The 24,835-nt window shown below is 69.7% G+C and carries 24 protein-coding genes and 1 pseudogene; 10 read left to right on the top strand and 15 right to left on the bottom strand.

Going from position 1 to position 24,835, the window contains the following annotated elements; genetic code table 11:
* Positions 1 to 12: 12 nt before the first annotated feature.
* The 4 genes and pseudogenes from E1294_RS15340 to urtE form a co-directional block, all read left to right on the top strand.
* Positions 13 to 192 (top strand): annotated as a pseudogene (locus E1294_RS15340) (urea ABC transporter permease subunit UrtB); the annotation flags it as partial.
* On the top strand, positions 189 to 1,205 hold the full coding sequence (urtC, locus tag E1294_RS15335) for an urea ABC transporter permease subunit UrtC (protein ID WP_132509037.1): 1,017 nt from the start codon (positions 189 to 191) through the stop codon (positions 1,203 to 1,205). The pseudogene E1294_RS15340 and the gene urtC, both read left to right, overlap by 4 nt.
* A complete protein-coding gene (gene urtD, locus E1294_RS15330) occupies positions 1,189 to 1,938 on the top strand; it encodes an urea ABC transporter ATP-binding protein UrtD (RefSeq protein WP_132509035.1) in 750 nt (249 codons plus the stop codon). Before urtC ends, urtD begins: the two co-directional genes overlap by 17 nt.
* Positions 1,916 to 2,605 (top strand): urea ABC transporter ATP-binding subunit UrtE, encoded by a 690-nt coding sequence (gene urtE, locus E1294_RS15325; RefSeq protein WP_132509033.1) that lies wholly within the window; start codon positions 1,916 to 1,918, stop codon positions 2,603 to 2,605. The genes urtD and urtE overlap by 23 nt, the downstream gene beginning before the upstream one ends.
* A gap of 68 nt (positions 2,606 to 2,673) precedes the next feature.
* Here the strand turns inward: urtE and E1294_RS15320 are convergent, their stop codons facing one another.
* From E1294_RS15320 to E1294_RS15295, 6 genes are read right to left on the bottom strand one after another with little or no spacing between them, the layout of a single operon-like run.
* Complete coding sequence (locus E1294_RS15320) at positions 2,674 to 4,917, bottom strand: BTAD domain-containing putative transcriptional regulator (protein WP_281284435.1); 2,244 nt, start codon at positions 4,915 to 4,917, stop codon at positions 2,674 to 2,676.
* Positions 4,918 to 4,935: 18 nt separating this feature from the next.
* Positions 4,936 to 5,250 (bottom strand): AfsR/SARP family transcriptional regulator, encoded by a 315-nt coding sequence (locus tag E1294_RS15315; RefSeq protein WP_132509029.1) that lies wholly within the window; start codon positions 5,248 to 5,250, stop codon positions 4,936 to 4,938.
* A 60-nt stretch (positions 5,251 to 5,310) separates the two neighbouring features.
* Entirely contained in the window at positions 5,311 to 6,030 is a 720-nt protein-coding gene (locus E1294_RS15310) for a Mut7-C RNAse domain-containing protein (protein ID WP_132509027.1), read from the bottom strand.
* A gap of 50 nt (positions 6,031 to 6,080) precedes the next feature.
* A complete protein-coding gene (locus E1294_RS15305) occupies positions 6,081 to 8,534 on the bottom strand; it encodes a glycoside hydrolase family 6 protein (RefSeq protein ID WP_165977296.1) in 2,454 nt (817 codons plus the stop codon).
* Positions 8,535 to 8,591: 57 nt separating this feature from the next.
* Positions 8,592 to 9,572 (bottom strand): GNAT family N-acetyltransferase, encoded by a 981-nt coding sequence (locus E1294_RS15300; RefSeq protein WP_132509023.1) that lies wholly within the window; start codon positions 9,570 to 9,572, stop codon positions 8,592 to 8,594.
* Positions 9,573 to 9,623: 51 nt separating this feature from the next.
* Complete coding sequence (locus tag E1294_RS15295; protein ID WP_132509021.1) at positions 9,624 to 9,869, bottom strand: DUF2630 family protein; 246 nt, start codon at positions 9,867 to 9,869, stop codon at positions 9,624 to 9,626.
* Between the two features lie 38 nt (positions 9,870 to 9,907).
* Here E1294_RS15295 and ddaH point away from each other — a divergent pair, with 38 nt between their 5' ends.
* Positions 9,908 to 10,654 carry a dimethylargininase gene (gene ddaH, locus E1294_RS15290; RefSeq protein WP_132509019.1) on the top strand — a complete coding sequence of 249 codons (747 nt, stop codon included), beginning with the start codon at positions 9,908 to 9,910 and terminating at the stop codon, positions 10,652 to 10,654.
* A 319-nt stretch (positions 10,655 to 10,973) separates the two neighbouring features.
* Complete coding sequence (gene leuA, locus E1294_RS15285; protein ID WP_132509017.1) at positions 10,974 to 12,677, top strand: 2-isopropylmalate synthase; 1,704 nt, start codon at positions 10,974 to 10,976, stop codon at positions 12,675 to 12,677.
* 39 nt (positions 12,678 to 12,716) lie between these two features.
* On the opposite strand, the gene E1294_RS15280 is transcribed toward leuA, so the two are convergent.
* The 3 genes from E1294_RS15280 to E1294_RS15270 all read right to left on the bottom strand — a co-directional run bounded on the left by E1294_RS15280 (position 12,717) and on the right by E1294_RS15270 (position 15,798).
* Positions 12,717 to 13,160 (bottom strand): hypothetical protein, encoded by a 444-nt coding sequence (locus tag E1294_RS15280; protein WP_132509015.1) that lies wholly within the window; start codon positions 13,158 to 13,160, stop codon positions 12,717 to 12,719.
* Positions 13,161 to 13,303: 143 nt separating this feature from the next.
* Positions 13,304 to 15,508 carry a hypothetical protein gene (locus E1294_RS15275; protein WP_132509013.1) on the bottom strand — a complete coding sequence of 735 codons (2,205 nt, stop codon included), beginning with the start codon at positions 15,506 to 15,508 and terminating at the stop codon, positions 13,304 to 13,306.
* Complete coding sequence (locus E1294_RS15270) at positions 15,505 to 15,798, bottom strand: hypothetical protein (protein WP_132509011.1); 294 nt, start codon at positions 15,796 to 15,798, stop codon at positions 15,505 to 15,507. Before E1294_RS15270 ends, E1294_RS15275 begins: the two co-directional genes overlap by 4 nt.
* A 566-nt stretch (positions 15,799 to 16,364) precedes the next feature.
* Here E1294_RS15270 and E1294_RS15265 point away from each other — a divergent pair.
* A complete protein-coding gene (locus tag E1294_RS15265; protein ID WP_132509009.1) occupies positions 16,365 to 16,682 on the top strand; it encodes a hypothetical protein in 318 nt (105 codons plus the stop codon).
* A 254-nt stretch (positions 16,683 to 16,936) separates the two neighbouring features.
* Here the strand turns inward: E1294_RS15265 and E1294_RS15260 are convergent, their stop codons facing one another.
* The 3 genes from E1294_RS15260 to E1294_RS15250 form a co-directional block, all read right to left on the bottom strand.
* A complete protein-coding gene (locus tag E1294_RS15260; RefSeq protein ID WP_132509047.1) occupies positions 16,937 to 17,056 on the bottom strand; it encodes a DUF397 domain-containing protein in 120 nt (39 codons plus the stop codon).
* A gap of 861 nt (positions 17,057 to 17,917) precedes the next feature.
* Positions 17,918 to 18,286, bottom strand: a complete 369-nt coding sequence (locus E1294_RS15255) for a hypothetical protein (protein WP_132509007.1) — start codon at positions 18,284 to 18,286, stop codon at positions 17,918 to 17,920.
* 51 nt (positions 18,287 to 18,337) lie between these two features.
* The gene (locus tag E1294_RS15250) at positions 18,338 to 18,892 is read right to left on the bottom strand and encodes a hypothetical protein (RefSeq protein WP_132509005.1); all 555 of its coding nucleotides are present in this window, start codon (positions 18,890 to 18,892) and stop codon (positions 18,338 to 18,340) included.
* A gap of 158 nt (positions 18,893 to 19,050) precedes the next feature.
* On the opposite strand from E1294_RS15250, the gene E1294_RS15245 reads away from it, so the two are divergent.
* The 3 genes from E1294_RS15245 (at position 19,051) to E1294_RS15235 (ending at position 23,640) form a co-directional block, all read left to right on the top strand.
* Positions 19,051 to 20,451, top strand: a complete 1,401-nt coding sequence (locus E1294_RS15245) for an MFS transporter (protein ID WP_132509003.1) — start codon at positions 19,051 to 19,053, stop codon at positions 20,449 to 20,451.
* 186 nt (positions 20,452 to 20,637) lie between these two features.
* Complete coding sequence (locus E1294_RS15240) at positions 20,638 to 23,040, top strand: PEP/pyruvate-binding domain-containing protein (protein ID WP_246083031.1); 2,403 nt, start codon at positions 20,638 to 20,640, stop codon at positions 23,038 to 23,040.
* A 9-nt stretch (positions 23,041 to 23,049) separates the two neighbouring features.
* Positions 23,050 to 23,640 (top strand): TetR/AcrR family transcriptional regulator, encoded by a 591-nt coding sequence (locus E1294_RS15235; RefSeq protein WP_132508999.1) that lies wholly within the window; start codon positions 23,050 to 23,052, stop codon positions 23,638 to 23,640.
* Here the strand turns inward: E1294_RS15235 and E1294_RS15230 are convergent.
* Genes E1294_RS15230 through E1294_RS15220 form a run of 3 tightly spaced genes read right to left on the bottom strand, consistent with a single transcriptional unit; the run spans position 23,627 to position 24,818 of the window.
* Complete coding sequence (locus E1294_RS15230; protein ID WP_132508997.1) at positions 23,627 to 23,902, bottom strand: hypothetical protein; 276 nt, start codon at positions 23,900 to 23,902, stop codon at positions 23,627 to 23,629. The genes E1294_RS15235 and E1294_RS15230 overlap by 14 nt on opposite strands.
* Positions 23,887 to 24,492 carry a hypothetical protein gene (locus tag E1294_RS15225; protein WP_132508995.1) on the bottom strand — a complete coding sequence of 202 codons (606 nt, stop codon included), beginning with the start codon at positions 24,490 to 24,492 and terminating at the stop codon, positions 23,887 to 23,889. Before E1294_RS15225 ends, E1294_RS15230 begins: the two co-directional genes overlap by 16 nt.
* On the bottom strand, positions 24,489 to 24,818 hold the full coding sequence (locus tag E1294_RS15220) for a PadR family transcriptional regulator (RefSeq protein ID WP_132508993.1): 330 nt from the start codon (positions 24,816 to 24,818) through the stop codon (positions 24,489 to 24,491). The genes E1294_RS15225 and E1294_RS15220 overlap by 4 nt, the downstream gene beginning before the upstream one ends.
* Positions 24,819 to 24,835 lie beyond the last annotated feature (17 nt).

The following is a 24,835-nucleotide window of genomic DNA, read 5'->3' as shown; positions in this document are numbered from 1 at the left end:
GCATAAGAGACAGGGCTGGGGCAACTGCGCGGGGCCGTGCTCGCGGCCGTCGGGCTGGGGCTGCTCAACTCCTACGCGGAGTTCTGGTCGGACGCCTCGCTCGCGAAGGTCATCGTGCTCGCCGCCATCATCGCGTTCCTGCAGGTGCGGCCGCAGGGCATGTTCGTGCTCAGATCGAGGGCGCTCACATGATCAGGAGGAACCTGCCCTTCGCGACCGTGGCCGTGATCGTGCTCGTGGCCGCCCCGCTGCTGCTGGAGCCGTTCCGGCTGAGCCTGCTGGCCAAATACCTGTGCTATGCGATCGTCGCGCTCGGCATCGGGCTGGCGTGGGGGCAGGGCGGCATGCTCACCCTCGGCCAGGGCGTGTTCTTCGGGCTCGGCGGCTACTCCATGGCGATGTACCTCAAGCTCACCGAGGGCGGCGGGTTGCCCGACTTCATGGTGTGGAGCGGGGTGGAGGAGCTGCCCGCGTTGTGGGTGCCGTTCGCCAGCCCGGTCTTCGCCCTGGGCATGGCCGTGCTGGGGCCGATGGCGATCGCGGTCATCCTGGGCACGCTGGTGTTCCGGCAGCGGGTGCGCGGCGCGTACTTCGCGATCCTCACCCAGGCGCTGGCCGCCGCCATGGTCATCCTGCTGGTCGGGCAGCAGGGCCTGACCGGCGGCACCAACGGCATGACGAACTTCTTCGACCTGTTCGGCCAGGACCTCGCCGAGGACTCCACACAGCGCGGCCTCTACCTGGCGGTGGCGTCCGTGCTGGGCGTCCTCTACCTCGCCACCCGCCAGCTGGTGAACAGCCGGTACGGCCGGCTGCTCGTCGCGGTCAGGGACGGCGAGGACCGGGTGCGCTTCCTCGGCTACGACCCGGCCCTGGTCAAGACCGTCACCTTCGCCGTGTCGGCGGGCATGGCGGGGCTGGCGGGAGCGCTGTTCGTCCCGGTCGTCGGCATCATCTCGCCCGCCCTGCTCGGCGTGGTGCCGTCGCTGGAGCTGGTCGTCGCGGTGGCGGTCGGCGGCCGGCACGCGCTGGCCGGGGCCGTGCTCGGCGCCGTCGTCATGGGCTACGCCCAGACGGCGTTCAGCGAGCAGTTCGCCGACGGCTGGCTCTACCTGCAGGGCGCCCTGTTCATCCTGGTCATGACGCTCGCCCCGAAGGGGATCATCGGGGTGGCGGAGAGGTTGCGACGTGCTCGAACTACGTGACGTTCAGGTGGTGTTCGACGGCTTCCGCGCGCTCGACGGCGTGGACCTGACCGTGCCCGACGGCGAGCTGCGCTTCCTCATCGGGCCCAACGGCGCGGGCAAGACCACGCTGATCGACGTGATCACCGGCCTGACCAGGCCGGCGGCGGGCAGCGTGCGCTTCGCCGGCCACGACCTGATGGGCAGGAAAGAGCACCAGATCGTCCGGCTCGGCGTCGGCCGCACGTTCCAGACGTCCGTCGTCTTCGAGGAGCTCACCGTGGTCGAGAACCTCGACCTGGCCGCCGGCTTCCGAAAGCCGCTGTGGTCGCTGGCCAGACGGCGCAAGGGCGTGTCCGAGGCCGTCGCCGAGGCGCTCGCCAGGACGGGGCTAGAAGAGCTCGCCGAACGTTCAGCCGGGATTCTCTCCCACGGCCAGCGCCAGTGGCTCGAGATCGGGATGCTGCTGGCGCAGCGGCCCCGGCTGCTGCTCCTGGACGAGCCGGTCGCGGGCATGTCCAAGGACGAGCGCGAGCGCACCGGCGAGCTGCTCACGCGGATCGCCGACGACCACACGGTGGTCGTGGTGGAGCACGACATGGAGTTCCTGCGGCGGCACGCCTCGACGGTGACCGTGCTGCACGAGGGCAGGGTGCTCGTGGAGGGTTCGGTGGACCAGGTCAGCGCCGACCCCCGCGTGCAGGAGGTCTATCTGGGGAGGAAGGCGAGCGATGTTGTCGGTAACCGGCCTTGAGTCGAGGTACGGAAGGGCGCGCGTGTTGTTCGGCGTCTCGCTGGAGGTCGGGCCGGGGCAGCTCGTGTGCGTCATGGGCCGCAACGGCGTCGGCAAGACCACGCTGCTCAACACCGTCATGGGGGTGCTGCCCGCGGTGGCCGGCACGGTCACGTTCGACGGGCGTGACGTCACCGGGCTCAGGCCGCACGAGCGGGTGCGGCTCGGCATGGGGTACGTACCGCAGGGCCACCAGTGTTTCCCCCAGCTGTCCGTCCAGGGCAACCTGCTGGTGACCCTGGAGGCCGCCAAGCAGCCCAGGCAGGCCGTCGACGAGGCCCTCGACCTCTTCCCCGCCCTCAAACCGCTGCTCAAGCGGAGCGCAGGCCACCTGTCGGGAGGCCAGCAGCAGCAGCTCGCCATGGCCCGCGCCCTCGTGATCAGGCCGAGGATGCTCATCCTCGACGAGCCGACCGAGGGCATCCAGCCCTCGATCATCCTGGAGATCGAGGCGGCCATCGAACGCCTCCACACCGCCGGGCTGGCCGTGCTGCTCGTGGAGCAGTATCTGGACATCGCGCTGCGGCTGGCCGACACGTTCGTCATCCTCGACGGCGGGCACGTGGTGCGCACCGGCACCGCCGAGGACCTGCACCGCGAGGACGTGCGCCGCCTGCTGGCCGTGTGAGGCCCCCGGCTCACTGGGGGTCACTGCGGGCGTCACTGCGGGCGTCACTGCGGGCGTCACTGTGGGGGTCACTGCGCCAGGAACGCCCGGGTGTTCGCGGCGGACCGCCGGTCGCCGGTCGTCTCGAAGACCTCCAGCGCCGCCTCGGCCAGCTCGCGCGCCCGCCCCGTCGCGCCCTCCGCCCGGTTGACCCGGGCCAGGGCCAGCAGCGCGTGCGCGTCCAGCAGCCGGTCGCCGAGGCGTACGGCGATGCCCCTGGCCTGCTCGGCGGCGGCCCTGGCGGCCGGTTTGGCGGCCTGCGCCAGGCGTACCGCCGACAGGTCGAGCAGGGTGTCGGCCTGCCGGTGCCGGTCGCCCAGCTCCGCCAGGCGCTCGACGGCGGCCGCCAGTAGCGCGCCGGCCTCGTCCAGCTGGCCGGTGCGGCGCAGCACCGCGCCCAGCACGCGCTCGGCGTCGGCCGCGTCGCGCTCGTTGCCGGCCTCCTTCAGGCAGGCACGCAGCGCCCGCTCGGACTCCTCCAGCCGCCCCAGCCCCAGGTGGACGCGGGCCATCCGGCGTACGGCGTGGTTGACGTCGCGGGCGCGGCCCGGCCGCCGGACCATCTCCAGCGCGCGCCCCAGCCGCTCGTACGCGCGCTCCCACTCCCGCTCGGCCAGATGCAGATCGCCCAGGTCCAGCAGGATCAGCGCCTCGCCCCGGTCGTCGGCCGACCGCCGCACCGACTCCAGCGCCGGCCCGGTCACGGCCCGCCAGTCGTCGAGGAAGCGGTGGCGTTCGAGATAGGGCGCCAGCAGGTGCGCCAGCAGGTGCGCCAGCCGCCAGCACTCGTCGTCGAGCCCCGCCGCGTGCAGGTCGGCGACCAGGCTCACCAGGAACGCCCGCTCGGCCGCCAGCCATTCGACCGACTCCCTGATGTCCCTGGTGGCCACGGCCGTCGCCGGGTCGCCCGACACCAGCGAGAATCGCGAGGCCCGCACCCTGGCCAGCACCACCGCCGCCAGCCTCGCCAGCACCCCGGGGACGGGCTGCTCACGGGCGAACAACACGGTCAGACCGTGCATCCGATAACGAACCTGGCCCGCCACGTCGACCCCGTGCGTCTCCAGCAGGCCCGCGTCCACCAGCGCCTCGGCCTGCCCGCCAAGCTGCTCGGTCACCCAGTCGGCGAAGTCGGGCGCCGACAGCGCGCCGAGCCCGCGCAACGTCAGCCGGGCCGGCTCCGGCAGCCCGTCGAAGCCGATCGCGAGCACACTGCGCACCGTCTGGTCGCCCGCGTGCAGCCGGTCGAGCCGCTCGTGCTCGTCCTCCAGCAGGCGCACCAGATAGTCGACGGTCCACTCCGGCCTGGCGGCCAGCCGGGAGCCGGCGATGCGCAGCGCGATCGGCAGCCCGCCGCAGAACCGCGCCAGCCGGCGCATGGCGTCGTCCGCCGCGCGGCCAGAACACCTCGCGAGCAGGTCGAGCGCCTCCCCGTCGTCCAGCACGCCGACGGACAACCGCCGCGCCCCGGTCAGCCCGCCGAGCGGGGAACGGCTGGTCACGACCGTCGGGCAGGACGTCAGCAACGGCCGCACCTGCGCCTCTCCGGCCGCGTTGTCCAGCAGCACCAGCACCGTGCGGCCGGCCGCGTACGTGCGGAAGAGCCGTTCGCGCTGCTCCAGCGACGCGGGGATCGCCTGGGCCGGGCAGCCCAGCCAGCGCAGGAAGTCCTCCAGCACCGCCGAAGGCGCCGCCGTCTCGCGCAGGTCGGCGTACAGGATGCCGTCTGGGAAACTCTCGCGCCGCCGCCAGGCCGCGTGCACGGCCAGCGCCGACTTGCCCGCGCCCGCCTGGCCGTGGACCACGACCTGGCCGCCGACCACCTGGTCGAGCAGGTCGGCCCGCCCCGTGAAACCCGCCACGTCGGGCGGCAGCAGCACCGGCGGGCCCGCCGACACGTGCAGCGACGCGTCGTCGTGCAACAGGCGGTGGTAGAGCAGCTGCAACTCCGGGTCGGGCTCGATCGCGTGGCCGCCGTCGAGCTGGTCGCGCAGCACCGCGTACGCGGCCAGCGCGTCCACCCGGCGGCCGCTGCGGTAGAGGGCCAGCATGTACTGGCCGCGGAAACGTTGCCACGTCGGGTGCTGCCGGGTCAGCCGGCGCAGCTCGACCAGCAGCTCGCGGTGGCGGCCCGCGTCGAGACCGGCCTGCAGCCCGCGCTCCAGGGCGAGCAGCCGCAGCTCGCCGAGCTCCTCGCGGAGCCGGCGCGTCTCCGACCACCGCTCGCCCTCGGGGTCGACGTCCTCCAGCACCTCGCCCCGCCACAACTCCAGCGCCTCCTCGTAGGCGCCCTAGTCGACCAGCAGCCGGAACCGGTCGACGTCGAGCCCGCCGTCGCCGGCGGCCAGCACGTACGACCCTGACACCGTGCCGATCACGTCTTTCCCGAGCAGCTGCCTGAGCCGGCCGACGTAGCCGCGGATCAGAGAGTCGGAGCGGTCACCTCCCTCGCGAGGCCACAACAGCCGCCGCAGCCGTTCGACGGTCAGCGGGTGACCGGCGTTGAGCAGGAACATGGCCAGCAGATCGCGGAGCTTGGGCGTCGTGGGCGTCAGATCCCGGTCGCCGTCGGCCACCTCGAGCGGCCCCATGATGCGAAAGTCCACACGACCCTTCCTTCGAGGATTCGAGGAGAGCTGCCGATCAGAATGGCACACCGCAGCGTGTCAGGACGCCCAGGCGCGGGCCGTCCGCACGATCTCCTCCAGGTGGCCGCTGTGCGCGCCGTGCCAGTAGACCTGGCCGCACTCCCCGCACCGGCCGTAGGCGTCGTAGCTGCGCCGCGTGCCCGCCGCCAGCAGCGGCTCGACCTCGACCTTGTCCACCTGCTCCAGCTCGCCGTTGCACGCGGTGCAGCGGGTCCACGGGCGCAGCGGCGGCGCGAAGCGCTCCAGCAGGTCGCGGAGCTGGTCGGCGGGGCGCGAGCCGCGGACGTACGCGCCCAGCCACAGCGCGCGGCGGCGCAGCAGGCCGCGGTCCTGCGTGAGCAGCACCCGCCGCTCCTCGTTCGCCTGCACCACCAGCGCCGGATCGTCCATGTCGTTGTGGTAGGCGGTGTCGATGCCGAGCAGCCGCAGCCGCCGCGCCAGCGTGCCCAGATGCACGTCCAGCAGGAACCGCGGCTTCTCCGGCAACTGCTGCGGACGTGGCACCGGATGCACCTCCACCACGTCGCCGGGCGCGGGCTGGTAGGACGGAGGCACGCCGTGATCGCCGGCCACGATCAACGGGCCGACCTCCGTCAGCGGGATGCCGATCGACTCGACGTGGTGCCCCAGCGTGGAGGTGCCGTCGGGGGCCACCTCCTGCCACTCCCGTCGCCGGCTCACCGGCAGGAACATCCTCAGCTCGGAGGCGATGCGCAGGCGTGCAGTCACAATCCCCATTCTGGTGGACCGGACAACGGGAATTCATGCTGATATCTCCCGGGACGCGCTCACCGAAGCGGTGGATTCGCGTTCTTCGCCCGTTCCAGCGCCAGGTCGGCCCACCACTGGCCGCCGTCCGGCGACACGACACCGCGCACGGGATCCTCCTCGCCGCCGGCGCCGCGCCTGCACCGGCCGCTCGACGTGCCCGGCCGCGCGATCCACAGGTACGCGTCAACCAGCTCCTCACCCGTCTCCGTGGTGGGCCGCGGGCCGACGCCCCTGCCCGGAGGGTTGCACCACACCTGCGGGTCCGCGTATTTCTTCTCCGGCGTCCACGAGCCCTGGCCGTTCCTGGCGGTGTCGATCACGAAGTGCGGCATCCGCGACCGGTCCACCGGCGTGTCCTGCGGGCACTCCTCGCGGCCCGTCCTCAGCTGGACGCTGACGCAGGCCGACAGCGCCTTGCCGTATTCGACGCTCTTCTCCGTACGCTGGTAGCCGGCGGTGTTGACGAAGAACCCGTCCGCCTCCTCGACCCCTGCCCCGATCAGCCGCCGCGCCATGACGTCGGTGCCCGGCCAGTAGTCCTGGCTGCCGTCGAGGTAGACGGCCGTGCGGGGGTTGGACCTGAGGCTCCGCACGGCCTGCCTGAGGTCCCGGTAACGCTGCTCGGGGGAGCCGTCCGCGTCGCACTTCCGCGTCCCCGGCAGCTTGACCAGGCTGGACGGCTCCAGGATGACCACCGCCCGGGCCTGGCCGATCTGGCGGGCGATGCCCGTGATCCACTCCTGGTACGCGGTCATGTCCTTCGGCTCGATCGGCAGGCAGTCGCTGCCCGGCATGGAATTGATCAGGAACACCGGGACACCGCCCGCCTTCTCGGCCGCCTCGATCGTGACGTCCACCTCCGACCTGACCTCGGGCTGGTCGAGCCGGATGGCGTGGGGGACCGCGGCCAGCCTGCTCATCAGCTCCGCGTCCTCGGGGCGATCCTGCTTCCACAACGTCGCCTGCCTGCTCGCGCCGGGCTCGGGCGGGGAGTGGAACGACACCTTCCCCTGGGCCATGAGCGGGTTGCGGATTGCGCCCGCCGGCCGGGTCGCGTCCTGACCTGTGGTGCTGCTCTGATCGGCGGTGCCGTTCTGTCCGGAGGTGGCAGCAAGGGTGGGGGTGACTTCGTCCACCGTCGTGGTGTCCGAGGTGCCCCGGTCACGCCACATGAGCGCCGCCGACACCCCGGCCACCGCCACGACCACGGCCGCGGCGGCCGCCGTCAGCCTGCGCCGCCCGCCCGCCGCCACGAGCCGCGACACCCCGCGCCTTCGGGCATTCCGCGGCCCACCGCTCCGCGCACCTTCCGGACCGCTGTGATCTAACAGGCTTCCCGGACCGTGGTGACCCCCCGGGCCTCCGGAACCGTGGTGACTCCCCGAACCCCCGGAACCGTCGCGACGTCCCGGACCTCCCGGGCTTCCCGTGGTCGGCCCGGCGGTGCCACCAGGAGCGGTCGGCCGCCCGCCTTCCCACGCGCCTCCCGGCAGCGCCCCACCGCCGCCTGGCCTGCTCACCGCGGCACCGGCGCCGGCGCCGCCTGCCGCACCTGATCCCGCCCCCGCACCTCTGCTGCCGCCTTCCTCGCCTGTTCCCGCGACACCGCCTCCTGGCACCGGCGCGCCAGGGCCGGTGGTGGTGCTCAGCCCCGAGGCGCCGGGACCCGGCACGGCCGAGGTGCTGAGGCGGTCCATCAGATCCTGGGCCGTCGGGCGTTGTGCGGGGTTCTTGACCAGTGACGCCACCACCAGGTCCCGCAGCGACCCCGTGAGCCCGCGCAGATCGGGGGTTTCGTTGACGATGCGCAGCAGGACCGTCGGCACCGAGCCCGACCCGAACGGCGGCACGCCCCCGGCGGCGAAGGCGACCGTACAGCCCCACGAGAAGATGTCCGACGGCGGCCCGATGGTGGCGCCCGACACCTGCTCGGGCGACATGTACGACGGCGTCCCCACGATCGCGCTGCTCATTTCCGCGTCGGCGAGCTGCGCGATGCCGAAGTCGATGACCTTGGGCCCCACCTGCGACAGCAGCACGTTCGACGGCTTGAGGTCGCGGTGCACCACCCCTGCCCCGTGGATGGCGCGCAGGGCCATGGCCACCGAGGCGGCCAGGCCGTCGAGAGCCGAGCCCTTGAGCGGCCCCGAGGAGCGGACGACGTCACCCAGGCTGGGCCCTTCGACGTATTCGGTGACCAGGTAGGCCAGCTCGCCCTGGACGTCGGCGTCGAGGACGGGAGCGGTGCAGAACCTGGCGACCCGCTTGGCGGCGGCCACCTCGCGGGCGAAACGGCGCCTGAAGTCGGCGTGCGCGTCCAGCCTGGCGTGGATCAGCTTGACGGCCACCTGCGTGCCGTCGGGAGAGCGGCCCAGGTAGACGACGCCCATGCCGCCTTCGCCCAGCCTTCCCAGGAGGGTGTACGGGCCCACCTGCCTGGGGTCTCCGTCTCTCAGCGCCTCCATGGTCATAGAGGGCCAGGTTAGCTCCCCGCGCGCCGGATGATCCATGCGTCGGACTCGACGCGTCTACACCTCCATGCGCCACGCGTTCCACTCGTCGAAGAGCTCGAATCCCATGGCCTCGTTGATGGCGAGCATGTGGGTGTTGCTGGTGGCGTTCCAGGTGATGACGCGTTCGACGTGCGGCTCGCACTCGCGCAACCACAGCAGGTTGCCCAGCTTGAGCAGCAGGCCAAGGCGATGGCCGCGGTGCGCGCCGAGCACCGTCGTGTCGGCCTGCCCCGCCCAGCCGTCGGAGCGGTCGGCGTTGACGTAGATGCGTGTGTAGCCCGCCGGGGCGCCGTCGGAGTCGCGTCGGGCGATCGAGGTGTAGCAGGTCTGGCCCCCGGGGACGATGCCCTCCTCGCGGTGCCGCAGGCGCTGGGGGCTGAAGTTCGAGTCCTCGACGCCGCTGTCGCGCGGAGCGTCGTTCATGCCGCCCATCAGCGTGGCGAGGTCGGGCACGAGCTCGGGGCCCGCGGGCCCGGCGAACCGTTCGACGTGGTAACCGGCGACCTCGGGGATCATCCGTTCGAGCGCCGCCCAGTCCACCTTGCGCAGGTCGAGCATGCGGCGGGCCTCGACGAGCGCCACCTTCATGCCGCGGGCGCGCGCGAAACGGGCGCCGGTACCGGTGGCCTTGGTCTCCGCGAGCAGCAGGCGCCTGCCGTGATGGCGCAGGCGGTCGAGCAGGTGCCCGAACAGCTCCGTCCCGAGCCCGCGGCGCTGGTGCTCAGGCCGTACGGCGAACGGGAAGACCGTCCCGATATGGGTGTTGTCGAGCATCGGGAGCGACAGGCCGTAGCCGCCGGCGACCTTGCCGTCCGCGACGGCCACCCAGACCTCGGCCCGCCCGCTGGGGCTGTGCGCGCAGACGTCCCTGCGGAAGCGGGGGAGCCTCGGCTGAGGGCCTGTGTCGTCGGCGGAGGCGGCGGCCACATGGGCGTCGTACAGGCCCGCGACCAGATCGTCCGGCTGGTCGTCGAGGCTAATCGGCTGGATCCGCATGAGGTCAGCAAAGCGCACCGGCGGCGGCCCGGCGACCGGTTTTCCCGCCGCCTACTGGCGGTAGTTCTCCACCTCGCCGGCGGGCCTGGCCGCGGCGTCGTCAGGGTCATCGCCCGCGTTGCGCCTGGCCCGGCGCTGCCTGAGCAGGTCCCAGCACTGGTCGAGGGCCGTCTCCAGCTCCTTGATGCGCGCGTGTTCCTCGTCCGTGGTCACCTCGCCCGCCGTCAGCTTGTCGCGCAGCGCGTGCTCCTCGCTGACCAGAGCGCCGATCCTGGTGAGAATCTCGTCGTCCCGCATGCCCAAGACTCTAATCATCCCGTGATAGAAGACGCCCCATGGCTGGTATTGCGCTGGTAAGGAAGCCCGGTCCCCGAATCGCCGAAGGCATCGTCACCCACATAGAGCGCGAACCCGTGGATCACCGGCGGGCTCTCGCGCAACATGACGCCTACGTCGAGGCCCTGGCGGCCGGCGGATGGCGGCCCGTGTACGTGCCGCCCGCCGACGAGCTGCCCGACGCGCCGTTCGTGGAGGACGCGGTGGTGGTGTCGGGACGGCTGGCGGTGCTGACCAGGCCCGGCGCGCCGGAGCGGCGGCCGGAGGTGGACTCCGTGGCGGCGGCCGTACGCGAGCTCGGCTTGACGGCGGTCAGGATCGCCGCCCCCGGCACGCTCGACGGCGGCGACGTGCTGCAGACCGGCGTCACCCTGTACGCCGGCAGATCGGCGCGCACCAACGCTCACGGGATCGCGCAGCTGGCGGCCCTCCTCCCCGAACGCGAGGTCGTGCCCGTGAAGCTGAGGGGCGTGCTCCACCTGAAGTCGGGGGTGACGGCGCTGCCCGACGGGACGCTCATCGGCGATCCGCGGCACGTGGACCTGCCCGATCTGCTCGTGCCGGAGGAGGAGCCGGGTGCGCACGTGGTGCCGCTCGGCGGCGACCACGTCCTGATGGCCGCCTCGGCGCCCCGGACCGCCGCCCTGCTCGAACAGCGCGGACTCACCGTGACAACCGTTGATGTTTCCGAGTACGAGAAGCTCGAAGGCTGCGTGACCTGCCTCAGCGTTCTCATCCCGGACTGACTCCAGCAACCCACTCCCGAGCCGCCGCCCACGACCGATTTCCGGACAGACGCCAGCAACTCCATCCGGAGCCGCCTCCTACTACCCATTTCCGGACAGATGCCTCGAACTTAATCCCGGGACGGAGGCCTCGCCCGTCCCAGGTCTCAACATCCGAGACCTGGGACGGGGCATGGCGAGACGTCTGGTACCGTCGTTGGCATGCTGCGCGGCCTCCTGCTTAGCTGCCGCGGCGGGGGCCTCTAAGGCCGGCTCCCTCGCCGCGGAGCCTGTCGTGCGCGTCGGCCGCTTCCTTCCGTCCGACTCAGGAGCAGCAGCCATGACCGCTCAGCGGCCCAGCCCCATGCCCATCCATCGTTACCAACCTTTCGAGCCCGTACGCCTGCGCGACCGCACCTGGCCCGACCAGGTCATCACCAAGGCGCCCCGCTGGTGCGCGGTGGACCTGCGCGACGGCAACCAGGCCCTGATCGACCCGATGGACCCACACCGCAAGCTCCAGATGTTCGAGCTGCTGGTACGCATGGGCTACAAGGAGATCGAGGTGGGCTTCCCCGCCGCCTCGCAGACCGACTTCGACTTCATCAGGCAGATCATCGAAGAGGGCCGCGTGCCCGACGACGTGGTCATCCAGGTGCTGACCCAGGCCAGGCCCGAGCTGATCGAGCGCACCTTCGAGTCGATCGAGGGCGCCAAGCAGGCCATCGTCCACCTGTACAACTCGACCTCCACCCTCCAGCGCCGCGTGGTCTTCGGCCAGGACAAAGACGGCATCACCGCCATCGCGGTCGAGGGCGCCAAGCTGGTGAAGAAGCTCGCCGACGCGACCGACGTCGACGTCCATTTCCAGTATTCCCCGGAGTCGTTCACCGGCACCGAGCTCGCATACGCCGTCGAGGTGTGCGACGCGGTCACCGAGGTGTGGCAGCCCACCCCCGACCGCAAGGTCATCATGAACCTGCCGGCCACCGTCGAGATGGCCACGCCCAACATCTACGCCGACCAGATCGAGTGGATGCACCGCAACCTCAAGCGCCGCGACTCGATCATCCTGTCGCTCCACCCGCACAACGACCGTGGCAGCGCCGTGGCCGCCGCCGAGCTGGGCTACATGGCGGGCGCCGACCGCATTGAGGGCTGCCTGTTCGGCAACGGCGAGCGCACTGGCAACGTCTGCCTGGTCACCTTGGGCATGAACCTGTTCTCCCAGGGCGTCGACCCCGAGATCGACTTCAGCGACATCGACGAGGTCCGCCGCGTCACCGAATACTGCAACCAGCTGCCCGTCCACCCGCGCCACCCGTGGGGCGGCGAGCTGGTCTACACCGCCTTCTCCGGCTCCCACCAGGACGCCATCAAGAAGGGCTTCGAGCACCTCGAAAAGGACGCCGTGGCGGCGGGCGTGCCGGTCGACGACTTCACCTGGGCCGTCCCCTACCTCCCGATCGACCCGAAGGACATCGGCCGCACCTACGAGGCCGTCATCCGGGTCAACAGCCAGTCGGGCAAGGGCGGGGTCGCCTACATCATGAAGGCCGACCACCAGCTCGACCTGCCGCGCCGGCTGCAGATCGAGTTCTCCAAGGTCGTACAGGCCCGCACCGACACCGAGGGCGGCGAGATCGGCCCGGCCGCGATGTACGACGTCTTCCGCGACGAATACCTGCCCAACCCCGCCAACCGGTGGGGCCGGCTCAGCCTCATGGCCCACCGCCACGAGTCCACGGAAGAGCACGACCGCATCAGCGCCGACGTCCGCCTCGACGGCGAGATCCGTGAGGTGACCGGCACGGGCAACGGCCCGATCTCGGCCTTCATCGACGCCCTCGCACAGGTCGGCATCCTGGCGCGGGTCCTCGACTACGTGGAGCACGCGATGAGCGCGGGCACCGACGCCAAGGCCGCCTCCTACCTGGAGTGCGACGTGGGCGGACAGGTGCTGTGGGGCGTGGGCGTCGACGCCAACGCCACAACGGCCGCCCTCAAGGCCATCATCTCCGCCGTCAACCGCGCTTACCGCTGACCGACCCGCCCGGGCCCCTCTGGCGGGGGGCTCGGGCTCTTATGCGTCGAGCTCGCAGTCGTACACCTTGCTATACCGCTGTTGCGCAATGCGCATGAGCTCGATCAGATCCTTGATCCCATCCCTTCCCTTGGCGATCTGGGGCAGGTAAATATCGATCATTCGTTGTTTGTCGCCGCAGCGAAACATTGCACTCACTCGGTACGGCTGGTCGATAAACGGGGCGCTCGACACGTATGCAGCCATGCCTTCACCGAGTTCGGGGGGAAGCGATATTCCGCCGTGGTCGCGGTAGAGCGTTTGCCGGTCGTTATCCATGAGGAACTCCATGTGCCCTAGGGGCATTCCGGAGCCTTCCCTAGCCCACCACACACTCAGAGATCGGCTTTTGTCAAAAGCTCGGCAGTCGCCGTTGTTCTCGGTGCCGTGGGATTTCTCTATGAGCGATTCGCTCACACCGCTGACGAGTCGAAACGCATCCATGGGGATAAGCCTGCAGACGTATGGTGGCGAATCTATGACCGGTTGTGGGGCAGGGGCAGGCGGGGAGATGAGTGGCTTCTCCTTGGTACAGGATGCCGTGAGCAGAACCAGGACGGCCAGAGCGACGGGCAAAGAATAGCGCCTCATCTGCCACCGCCGGGGGCGGGAATTTCAAGGTCGAGATAGTCGTCAACCCTGCTGGTGCTGCGAAAGGTGGTGCTGAAGTCATTGAGTAGGTCGCTGCTGCCTCCCCTTGTACGAGCCCATTCGAGAAACTGGCTGTACTCCTGCGGAGTCATTTCGGCGAAGGGCTTGATCATGCGCGGCTGCTCGGCGGCGAACGTTTGCTCTCTCAGTTCCAACTTGTCGAGCAAACCTCTATTCAGCATGGCTGTTGCGAGCATCTGCTCTGTCAACCTCTCCACTGCCATTCGGTTGTCCGCCAGAGCCCGGTACGTGTCGTCCAGGCCATGATCAGGCTCGGCTATGCGCAGGGCGGTCTGTTTGGCGATTTCGTCATACGCGACTCCGGCGAACTTGTCGTAACCCTTACCGAGCATCTCGCCGAAGGCTCCAGTGGCCAGTTCGCCCGCCTGCCTGGCTCCAGGCACCGGCAGCAGTCCTATTGCGTCGCTGACCATTGTCTTCAGCGCCTCGTCCGCCTTCTTGTCATCGATACCTTGAGCGATCAGCGCCTGACGGCGGCTTTCAACAAGGTGGTTGAAGGGGGTTGCTTCCTCCACTGTTCGGTCTGTAAGAAATTGCATGACATCGGTCCGATCAACCAGTCCATTCTCATTGAGATCGAAGCGCTTGACGTCCGCCTCGGTGAAACCGAGTCGATCGGCGTTGGAAGCGTTGAGGCCGACTGGGGGTACGGTGTCGAGTGCCGCTCGCATATGTTCGGTCTGTGCGCGTACCAGGGCCTCGAACCCGGCGTCATTGGAGGTGGCGAGCAGTAGCGCATAGGACATGTCCTGGGCTGCGACCTGGTGGAAGGTCGCGTGGTTCAGGTAGAGCCGGGAGAGTTGGTCGATGTTGGCCGAGATCGCGCGGGCCAGGGGATAGCCGAGCGTGGCGAATCGGTCGAAAACCTCCCGGTCCCTGATTTCCAGATTGCCGCTGTCGGCCTTGCCGAAGGCGCCGCGTACCTCGTTGGAGAGGATCTTCGTCAGGTCGGCTGCCAGCTTCTGAGACGTGGCGTCCTGGCCGGTCGTCGCGGTCACCAGCAGGTCGTTGAACGGGGCGTGGTCCTTCGTGTAGAGGGAAGCTTTCCAGCGGGTCGTCAGCAAGTAGTCCAGGACGGATTCCTTCCACCCGGGCGGAGTGTGGTTCAGCAAGGCATGGGACGCTTCCCGGCTGGACTTCGCCGCGTGGAACAGGTCGTCGATCACGGACGATTGGGCCTTGGCGCCCGGAGCGCCTGCATGGGTCTCGGGTCTCAGCAGGGTGCCGAGGCCGAGCGCGCCGGCCAGGTCGATGATGGGGAGCTGGGTGCCCGCGAAGACACGCCCCAGCGGCTCCTTGCTCGCCGCCCATTCGTCCTTGCGCTGCTCGTGCTCGTAGACGATCACGTCGCGTCCGACTGTCTCCATGAACTCCTTCGAGTACGGCGGCTTCCCGTCATGCGCTCGCCAGATGAGCGCCTGCGCCTGGTACCCCGAGTAGGTGGTGCCTCCCGACTGGTGCTGGGCCCGACCCTCCTTCACCAGGTCCTTGAGGAAACCGGCGCCCGCATAGGCCGGATTCTTCGGATCTGTCCCTCTGGCCAGGGCGGCGCTCAGCATGCGCAGCGCCTTGCTGCCTCCGTTGGAGAGCTGGGCCATGCGTTTAGAGTCGCCGTGGGCCTTGGCGTCGCGGAGCTGGGCGGCGAGTGAGCCGGGGAGGCGCGTCACGCCCCGGGCTCCGAGCGTGCCGAGGAACGCCTTGACGAAATCCGCATCTCCTCCCCGCGACGCGTATTTCTCCAGCTCGGCCAGCGCCTTGGAGTCACCATCGGTAGCTTTCAGCGCGGCACGGCCGGCGAGTGTGCCGTCCAGCAACCCTGTGGCCGCCTCCAAACCGTCGGGCATCTCGAGGAAGCTTCCGGCGGGCGTGCTCCGGCCGAAGGTGATCTTCTGCCGCTGCAGCTCGTGGACGAGCTTCTGCCGCCGCCGTAGATCTTCGGCCTGCGTGGTCACTCGCCCGGCCAGCTGCCGCAGCTGCGCCGCCGGTGAGGTGTCGAGCCCGGCGCTCCGCAGTTCACTGTGCAGAGCCTGAGCAAGTTCCTCCAGCCGCCTGGCGGCCTCGATGTGCTTGCTCGTCATCGTGTCGAAATCGGGCTGCTTGACCCCGGTGAACTCGGTCATGGCTTGTCCGGGATGGACGCCAGCTTCTGGTTCGCGCTGTGGACGGCCTGCCTGAGCATGTCGCGCAGCTCTTGCTGGTCGGCGTGGAGCTGGGCGTCGAACCGGCCGCCCGTCGGCCCCACCCACGCGTCCTTCTCCATCAGGCGGCAGGACGGATCGAGCGACCACCAGTGCTCGTCGGACAGCCGCTGGATCCGCTGCGCCACGGCACGCATCGCCTCTCGATCGAGGTCAGCCACGTTGATCCCCTCGCCCGGTTCGCCGCGCCAGAACAGGTCAGGAGGCGGCACGTCGCCCACCTCATTCGCACGGTAATCAACAGCGCATCAACAAAACAAGTTGAACCCCGGTGAAAGGTATGGCGCGTTCGAAGTTCATCCGTGAATAGGCGTTTTGCCTGGCTGTGACTCTTTCGCTTCAGGGTCGCGGAGTGCGAAGTCAACGGTACGATCCGGCCGATGTGCGACATATGATCGCGGCAATGTGAACAATGTCTTCGTAGCGCACGGCAAGCTCGTCGAAGCAGGTGGCCACCGCCCGGTGGCCAGCCGCATTGCGAGCCTCCTTGCGCTGGTTGGCGGCCTGATCACCTTGATCGGGATAGTGGCCTTGAACCCGCGGAGGCGAAGGCAACGGCGCTGTCCGCCGGGGACGGATCTCCTCTTCGCTCTCCAGCCGCCCACGCCAGATCACATTCCTGGGGAGAAACACGCCAGACGCCGGGAGAAAGAACTACACCCGGGCACGGGTGATGACCAGCATGAACTTCGGCTGTGTGCCACTATGCTCACCGTCAAACCTTGCCCCGCCCACCGGCGCGGGTTGCCATTCCCAGCTTCGCAAAGGCAGGAATGCGGTGAACGAAGAGGCACAGATCCTCACCTTGATCACGCGTCTCCGGGCGCTCGAGGCGAGCACGCATGCCGGAGACGGCAGCTCCACGATGACCGACGTCGCCCGGGTGCTGGCTGATATCGCCGACATGCGGGCCGAGATGAGACTCGATCTCGCGGCTCTCGGCGACGAACTCGCCAGCCTCCGCCGCCATATGGACAGTTGCTTCGCTGTCATCCGCTCCGAACTGATACCCAGACTCGGTGCGTCCCCGCCCGAAGTGATCAACGAGCCGTCCGGGAGACCTACTGGTCCCTGCACGACGAACGGCCCCGGCTGAGCCGCTTCACGCACGGAGAGTCGGGACGGGGCCGCCTTTCACAAATACGCCCGATAAGCGGTCGACGGAAGATCCTGGCTGCTTGACGCAGGGCCGGAAAGGGAAACGCGCGACTACGCAAATAAGGCGACTTGCCTGGCCGGCTGTGGTTGCGTATGTGGGGAGCCGGGCGCGGAGACAAGGGCCGACGAGGGAAGGTTCGGTGCAGAGGTAGGCGGGAGGGTCGGGAACTTCCCTCGTCGGGCCAGTGGTTGTCAGCCGAATTCGCCGCTCTTCACGCCGCTGATGAAGGCGTTCCATTCGCCTGGAGTGAAGATGAGGGCAGGGCCGGTGGGGTTCTTGCTGTCACGGACGGCTCGGTGTCCATGGGACAGTTCGGCGACAGAGTCAGACCACCATCATCCGGATATCGCATACCACCGGTATAGTCCCCGACCCGCTCACATACGCGCAACCACCTAGCGTCACCTCAACAACTCAACCTCTGTAGCGTCACGCAGCTGAACTGCGGGCCAACAGCCCATCGCAAGGCGGCGGGGCTTTCGTGTCCAGAATCGGGATTGTCTGTACCCTGAGCTCCTCGCGGAGGAGCTGCTCATGCATGTGCCGCTGTTCACATGAGATAACTGGCGCGGCATGTCGTTCGAGGAACGCATGACGCTAGCGCTGGCTGATTTTCCAGAACATCGCTGAGCACGGTGACCGGTTTCTATATCGGGCAAGCGCCCATCTTGGCAGGGCAAGACGGGCGCCGCCGAAGAATGCTCATTGTTGTGCTGCGAGCCCAGTTTTCCGTAAGGTCTACGATACTGGAGAGTGCACGCAGGGGAGTCCCATGCGTGAGTACGAGCCGTTGGAGTTCTTCCGGTAAGCCTCAACGCAAGAACTTGCTCCCACTCGGGAACGTGCGGTTGATGTTCCGGTAATGGATGAGCGTGTGAGGGTTGTTCCGGTCGGCGGTGTTGTAGGCGAAGCCCGGGCCCCAGAGGCGGAAGTGGCCGTAGAAGCTGAGGACACTCCACACGTTCGTATAGGCCTGGATCTGGGATACCCGGCCGCCGCTCCCCGTGATCTTGGCTCAGGCGTAGCCGTTGCAGCCGCTGTTCTCCGCCGCGTTCGCGGGGGCGGCGAACGCCGTTCCAAATGCGCAGACTGACACGCACATGGCGAGACTGGCGGCGATTCTGTCACGGCCATCCCCCTTGCTTGTTGTGAGACGAGATGGGCGAGTCAGGTCAGTGGCGTGTCATCGGCTCATACGCGCAAGCCGGCGCGGTGCCGGGCTGAATACGGACGAGCGACGCGCGGCTGAATTCGGACGGCACGTAGCCGTGGCCCACGCACAACACTTTGCTGGCGCCCGCGCGGTTGACCAGGACGGCCTGGCAGCCAGGGGGTGGCTGATTGCGGAACGATTCGAGCTGGAAGAGCGGTTGCTGGAACTGCCTCGGAGGCTGACAGCTCTCGTAGACGAACGCGCGACTGTCGGTTCCGCTGATCAAGGTCAGCTGTCCGGCTGCGGCGTGTGCCGTGCCGGTCGTGCCCACCAGGGTCATAAAGGTCAGGGCCGCTCCCGCGATGAATGTAACCTTCGGTAATTTCATGGCATCAGCCTGAATCATCGAGAGGTGAGGAACCAGGGCTTTATCCGGACGTTAGCCGGTCATTTCCCGCGCGGGCTTGCCAAGAACACCGAGAACGTCCGGTCCAGGCTTAGGAGTCTGGTCAGCCAGGGGTATCCTCATCGAACCCGAGCCGGGATTGGCGCTCCCGAAGGTGGCGAGGGGGGAGACGCCGCGGTGGCCGGTGGCGATGGCGACGAGCCCCCGAACCCGGGTTGCCAGACCCGCAGCGCGTGATGGGCGCGTTGTCTCGTCACGCTCGTCATTCAGGCATTGGTACATCACGACGCCGGGACGGTGGTTGAGCAGCGGTGCGTCTCGCAGCCGGAGATCCACGTCGTTGGCGACGGTGAGGCACTCGTGCCTGCGGCTCATGGCCTGCCCGCGGTGGCGTTCCAGGAGGTTGGCAAGCCGTCTGCCTGCGATCTGGTGGCCGGGCGCCGGGGGTTCGCAGCATACCACGTATCCGTCCACGATCTCGATGGCCCGTGAGATCTCCTCTTGGAACTTTTCGTAGTCCCCAGCGGAGATGCGACTGGGCTGGGGGCGGATGCTGTGGATCCAGCCGTCTTCCGGCAATGCTGTCATCGGCGATCCTCGGTCGCAGGCGGCAAGGCCAGCTTGCGGAGAAATCGCTGCCGGCAGCTCGTGGTGATCTGGGCAACACTCGTTTAGTGAACGTTGCGTTTCTATGGGATGAAGCCTACTCTCGATAGAGAACGATTCGTTCTCTAGGGGATGGTGTCATGGGCTTCGTGTTGTCGGGCCTGATCCTGACGATGTTGCTGGGTGCGCTCGACCAGACGATCATGGCGCCCGCGCTCCCGGCCGTGGCGGGCAGCCTGGGCGGGCTCGACCAGATGCCGGCCGTCGTGACCGCCTATCTCGTCGCCGCCACCGTGGTCATGCCCGTCTACGGCAAGCTCGGCGACAGGTACGGCCGCAAGCCCATCATGCAGGCGGCCATCGTGGTGTTCGTGATTGGAGCCGTGCTGTGCGCGCTGGCCACCTCGATGCCGCAGTTCATCGCCTTCCGCGCCGTGCAGGGACTGGGTGGCGGCGGATTGATGATCGGTGCCCAGGCCATCATCGGCGAGATCGTCAGCCCGCGCGAGCGGGGCCGCTATCTCGGTTTCATCGGGGCCGCCTACGTCGTGGCCGCCGTGGGGGGACCGCTGATCGGCGGGCTGTTCATCGACCAGCTGAGCTGGCGGTGGATCTTCGCCATCTACCCGCCGCTCGGCCTGGTCGCGCTGGTCGTGCTGAGCGTCACGCTGCGGCTGCCGAAGCCGCGCACGCGGGCTCCGCTGGACGCCGTGGGCGCGCTCACCCTGGCCGTCGCCGTGGTCGGCGTGGTCATGGTGGGGCAGACCCGCGACCCCGTCTACCTGGTCGTGGCCGGCGCAGGGCTGGTCGCCTGGCTGGTCAGCGCCCGGTACGCCAAGGACCCGATCCTGCCGCTGCGCCTCTTCCGCGACCGGGCCTTCGCGATCCCCGTGGCGATCAGCTTGCTCATCGGGTTCGCGCTGTTCGGGACGGTCACGTACATGCCTGCTTACCTGCAGATCGCGGTGGGCACCAGCGCCACGCAGGCGGGCCTGCTGGTGACCGCCCTCATGGGCGGCGTGCTCACCACGGCCGTCGTGTCCGGCCGGCTGATCACGCGGACCGGGAAGTACAAGCCCTATCCCATCGCCGGCACGGCGGTGGCCGCCGCAGGGCTGGGGCTGATCGGCCTGGCCGGTGCCTCGCCGCTCGCGCTCGCCCTGGCCCTGCTGCTGACCGGGCTGGGCGTCGGGCTCGTCATGCAGACCATGGTGCTAGCCGCGCAGAACGCCGTCGAGTACGCCGATCTCGGCACCGCCACCTCGTCGGTGACGTTCCTGCGCCAGATCGGCGCCTCGGCGGGGGTCGCACTGGTGGGGGCGCTGATCACCATGAGATCCGGTATCGCCGCCACCGACCCGGCCGTCCTGCCCGCCGGTGTGCGCGAAGCCTTCGCCGCCGCCGTGCCGCCAGTGTTCGCGGCCATGGCACCGCTGCTCGCGGTGGCGTTCGTGCTCGCGCTGGCGCTGCCGGCGCGCCCGCTCCGCACCACCGCTCACGCCGAGGAAGAAGCCCACTCCGCGCACCACCGCTCACGTTGAGGAAGAGGCCGTGAAAGCCGGGGAGAGGCCATGAGGGCAAGCCGAGGAGTGGCCGTGAGTGAAAGCCGACATCGAGGAGAGCCCGTGGCTGAAGGGCGAAGCCGAGAAGAGCCCGTGGCTGGAAGCCGAGGGCAAGTCGTGAGTGCCAGCCGAGGACAAGTCGTGAGTGCCAGCCGAGGAGATGTCGTGAAAGCGGAGAGAAGCCATGAAAGCCGGGAAGAGGCCGTGAAGCTCGTCGCACCCCTGGACGCCTTCGGTCATGACGATCTGGCCGTGGCCGGTGGTAAGGGCGCCAACCTGGGCGAGCTCGTCAGGAAGGGCCTGCCCGTGCCAGGTGGCTTCGTCGTCACGACCCACGCGTACGGGCAGGTCGCGCAGGGCCACGACACGCGCGAGCACTTCGAACGGGCCGAACTGCCCGCCGGCCTGCGGCAGGCGATCGCCGACGCCTACGCCGGGCTCGGCGGCGGGCCCGTGGCCGTGCGCTCCAGTGCCACCGCCGAGGATCTGCCGGGCGCCGCGTTCGCCGGCCAGCAGGACACCTACCTCAACGTCGTCGGCGAGGAGGCGCTGTTCGACGCAGTGCGCCGCTGCTGGGGTTCGCTCTGGACCGAGCGCGCGATCGCGTACCGCGCGAAGCTCGCGATCGACAGCTCGGGGGTGCGGATCGCGGTGGTCGTCCAGAGCATGGTCGAGGCGGATACGGCCGGGGTCATGTTCACCGCGAACCCCGTCACCGGCGACCGCGCGCAGCTCGTCATCGACGCCAGCAGCGGCCTCGGGGAGGCCGTCGTCTCCGGCCTCGTCACGCCCGACCACTATGTGATCGGCGCTTCGGGACACACCGACTTCACTCCCGGCCGCCGCGAGGTGGTCATCCGCGGCGCCTCCGGCGGCGGCGTCGCGCGCGAGACCGGCGCGGCGGCCACAGCCGAGCGGCTGCCCGACGCGGTGATCGAGGAACTGGCCCGGCTCGGCAGGGACGTCGCAGCCCATTTCGGCCGCCCCCAGGACATCGAGTGGGCCTACGCGGGCGGCCGGGTGCACCTGCTGCAGGCGCGCCCGATGACCGCGCTGCCGCCGCCACCGGTTGGAAAGCTCAACCCGATCCAGCGCCGGCTGGCGACCGTCCTGCTCGAATACCTCCCTGAGCGGCCCTATCCGATCGACGTGACGACCTGGCTGCCGTACGGCCCGGCCGGGCTCATGGCCAAGGTCACGTCCTCGTTCGGGATCCACGGCGCGTTCGAGAATTTCCTGCGCGAGGAGGACGGGGTCGTCTACCAACTCGTGCCGCCGAAGCCACATCCGACGCCGAGAATGCTGGCCACCCCGTTCAGGTTCCTCGCCAAGGCCAGGCGGTACGACCCCGCCCGCTGGACCGAGGACCCGCGCTACCGCCACTACCTCGGCCGGGCCAGGGAGCTGGCCTCCCGCGATCTCGGATCGCTGCCGTGGGAGCGGCTGGTCCGCGTGCCCAGGGAGGCGCTCGACATCGTGCAGCCGGTGGCCGACCTGCGCATGGACTACCTGCCGGGCTCGGGGCTGGCGCTGCTGCGGCTGCTGGTGACGGTCCGGCTGCTGGGGCGCCGCGAATGGTTCGGCGACCTGCTGTTCGGGGCGCGTACCCGCACCACCGACGCCAACGAGGCGCTGGAACGGCTCGCGGAGGTGGCCGAGCGCACCGGCGCGCTCGACGCCGGCCCGCTGCCCGCCGCGTTCGAGGCCGAGCTGGGGGCGTTCCTCGCCGAGTACGGCCACCGCGAGACGTCGAGCCCCATCCTCGTCACCCCGCCGACCTGGGCGGACGCGCCGGAGGCCGTGCTCGGCCTGGTCAAGGCCCTGGCCGGCACCCCGCCCGAGAAGAAGGAGGGAGATGAGGCGCTCGACCGCCTGCTCCGCCACCCTCGCCTGCGTCCGGAGCGCCGCCGCGCCAGGGTGCGGCGCTGGGTGGCGGCGGCCCGCGCGGGCGTCGCCTTCCGGGAGGACAGCCACTTCTCCTTCACGTTGCCGCAGCCCGTCCTGCGCAGGTCGCTGCTGGAGATCGGTCGCCGCCTGGTCGACGTGTGGGTGCTCGACCGTCCGGAGGACGTCTTCCACCTGCGGCTGGAGGAGCTCGAAGCGATCGGGGACGTGACCGCGCTGCCCACGGACGACAAGGAGCGGCTGCGCGAGAAGGTCAGGTCGCGGGCGGCCAAGCGGGAGGAACTGTCCGGCGTGCGGCTCATCGACCCCGCTGTGGTCTTCCCGTCCCGCGCGACGGGCGACGCGCTGCTCACCGGGTCGCCCGCGAGCGGCGGCGTCGCGACCGGGCCGGTGAAGCTGATCAGGCAGCCAGCCGACTTCGGCAAGCTCAACGGCGGCGACGTGCTCGTCTGCCCGTACACGAACCCCTCGTGGACGCCGCTCTTCCAGCAGGCGGCGGCCGTGGTCGTCGACACCGGCGGGGCCGCCTCGCACGCGGCGATCGTGGCCAGGGAGTATGGCATCCCCGCCGTCATGGGCACGGGCACGGGCACGTCGGTGCTCCAGGACGGCGAGATCGTCACGGTCGACGGTGGTGCGGGTACGGTCGCCCGCGCTACCTAGGATGCAGGCATGGTCACCGACCACCGCAAGCTGCCACGGCGCCGGGGCGAGGCGCTCAACGCTGCCATCTACGAGGCGACGCTCGACGAGCTGGCCGAGGTCGGCTACGCCGGGCTCACCATGGAGCGGGTCGCCGAGCGGGCCAGGGCCAGCAAAGCCTCGCTCTACCGGCGCTGGCCCTCCCGCATCGAGCTGGTGATGGAGGCGGTCTACAGCGCGCTGCCCACCCCGGAGTCCTCGCCCGACACCGGCAACCTCCGCGACGACCTGGTGGCCATGCTCGGCCGTACGGCACAGGCGCTGTCAGGTCCGGCCGGCGAGGCGATGCGCGGGCTGCTCGGCGAGGCGCTCCGCAGCGAGTCGCCGCTGAACGCCATGCGGAGAAGCAGCCAGGGTGCCGGGAGGAAGATGATGGAGGAGGTCGTCCGCCGGGCCGTGGAGCGCGGCGAGGTCGATCCCGGCGACGTCACTCCTCGCCGGCTCGACGCCGGGCAGGCGCTGCTTCGGCAATATTTCCTCTTCCAGGGCACGCCCATCCCGGACAGCCTCGTGGTGGAGATCGTGGACGAGGTGCTGGTGCCGCTGCTCAAGCGGGGGTGAGCCGGCCCACCGCGGCCCGGCCCTGCCTGAGCGCGAGCCGCGCGGCCAGCCCCGCCATGCAGCTGCTGACCACCGCGCTCATGGTGACCGCCGCCGCGAACGTCCACGACGCCCGCGTCAGGCCGGGCAGCATCATGGCCGCCACGGGCAGCCAGGCCAGCGTGTTGATGATAGCCGCCACCGCGAGCACGGTGGCGGCGGTCCTGACCTCGGACGCCAGCGGGCTCGCCTGCGCCGCCACGGCGATCACGGGCAACGACAACGCCAGGATGGGCGGGACGAGGAAGCCGCCCGCCATCGCGTCGCCGAGGGGACCGGCGAAGGCCGTCGCGTAGTAGAGGTAGCCGAGCAGCGCGCGGGGACGGCGACGGCGACCGCCGTTCTGACCACGTGCCGGGCCGTCGCCCGCGCCACGAGTCCCTGCCCGGGGCTGCCCATGGCGCTGGAGGCGGCGAGCACGACCGGCGCCACCGCCAGGGCCCCCATGACCCCCGCCGTGACGAACAACGACGTCGCCATCCCCTCCAGCGTGTGGGCGAGCGCCCCCATGCGCGTGGCCTCGGTCCAGACACGGTGGAGGCTCTGCGGGTCGCGCACACCCGGATTCCACAGCACCCACAGTGCGGCTCCCAGGGCGTACAGGGCGGCGGTCGCCGGGATCCGGAACGGTCGCCGTCCTGGGATGCGCCGGTGGTGGAGCCACGCGTCGGCGGCGCCCCCGATCAGGTCGAGCACCGTGCGCACGCGCACCGGCCGGGAGGCGACCAGGTCGGCGACCTCTTCGCCGTAGCGCTGCCGCCATGCGTTCGGATAGAGGCTCAGCACCGACTCGGCGATGACACGCAGGATCACGACAACCCCCAGGAGATCGCGGTGCGCCGGGCGCCCGCCCGCTCGATGCGCCGCAGCGTGGCGAGCTGCTCCCGCAGCGTGTCACGCCCGCTCTCGGTGATCCGGTACGGCTTGCGCCGCTCGGCCGTCTCCACGGGCTCGATCCACCCGCGCTCCTCCAGTCGCATCAGCGCGCCGTAGAGCGTGCCGGGCTCCAGCGCGGTCCCCGAGAACTCCTCTATGTCGTGGATCATCCGGTAGCCGTGTTTCTGCCCTTCGGCCAGGCTGATGAGCACCAGCAGCGCCACGTCGGTGAAGCGGCCGAGCTGGGAGGTCTTCCGTGCCATGTATTCAGTGAAACTTA

The sequence above is a fragment of the Nonomuraea diastatica genome, from assembly GCF_004349015.1.
GTDB lineage: Bacteria > Actinomycetota > Actinomycetes > Streptosporangiales > Streptosporangiaceae > Nonomuraea > Nonomuraea diastatica.
Note: the sequence above shows the minus strand (reverse complement) of the source record. Positions and strands in the feature narration are given on the sequence as shown.

Coding starts and splice junctions, on each gene's coding strand:
- urtC (WP_132509037.1), top strand. CDS start 189: ATGATCAGGAGGAACCTGCCCTTCGCGACCGTGGCCGTGATCGTGCTC.
- urtE (WP_132509033.1), top strand. CDS start 1,916: ATGTTGTCGGTAACCGGCCTTGAGTCGAGGTACGGAAGGGCGCGCGTG.
- E1294_RS15310 (WP_132509027.1), bottom strand. CDS start 6,030: ATGGGGATTGTGACTGCACGCCTGCGCATCGCCTCCGAGCTGAGGATG.
- E1294_RS15305 (WP_165977296.1), bottom strand. CDS start 8,534: ATGACCATGGAGGCGCTGAGAGACGGAGACCCCAGGCAGGTGGGCCCG.
- E1294_RS15300 (WP_132509023.1), bottom strand. CDS start 9,572: ATGCGGATCCAGCCGATTAGCCTCGACGACCAGCCGGACGATCTGGTC.
- E1294_RS15295 (WP_132509021.1), bottom strand. CDS start 9,869: ATGCGGGACGACGAGATTCTCACCAGGATCGGCGCTCTGGTCAGCGAG.
- ddaH (WP_132509019.1), top strand. CDS start 9,908: ATGGCTGGTATTGCGCTGGTAAGGAAGCCCGGTCCCCGAATCGCCGAA.
- leuA (WP_132509017.1), top strand. CDS start 10,974: ATGACCGCTCAGCGGCCCAGCCCCATGCCCATCCATCGTTACCAACCT.
- E1294_RS15280 (WP_132509015.1), bottom strand. CDS start 13,160: ATGGATGCGTTTCGACTCGTCAGCGGTGTGAGCGAATCGCTCATAGAG.
- E1294_RS15275 (WP_132509013.1), bottom strand. CDS start 15,508: ATGACCGAGTTCACCGGGGTCAAGCAGCCCGATTTCGACACGATGACG.
- E1294_RS15255 (WP_132509007.1), bottom strand. CDS start 18,286: ATGAAATTACCGAAGGTTACATTCATCGCGGGAGCGGCCCTGACCTTT.
- E1294_RS15250 (WP_132509005.1), bottom strand. CDS start 18,892: ATGACAGCATTGCCGGAAGACGGCTGGATCCACAGCATCCGCCCCCAG.
- E1294_RS15245 (WP_132509003.1), top strand. CDS start 19,051: ATGGGCTTCGTGTTGTCGGGCCTGATCCTGACGATGTTGCTGGGTGCG.
- E1294_RS15235 (WP_132508999.1), top strand. CDS start 23,050: ATGGTCACCGACCACCGCAAGCTGCCACGGCGCCGGGGCGAGGCGCTC.
- E1294_RS15220 (WP_132508993.1), bottom strand. CDS start 24,818: ATGGCACGGAAGACCTCCCAGCTCGGCCGCTTCACCGACGTGGCGCTG.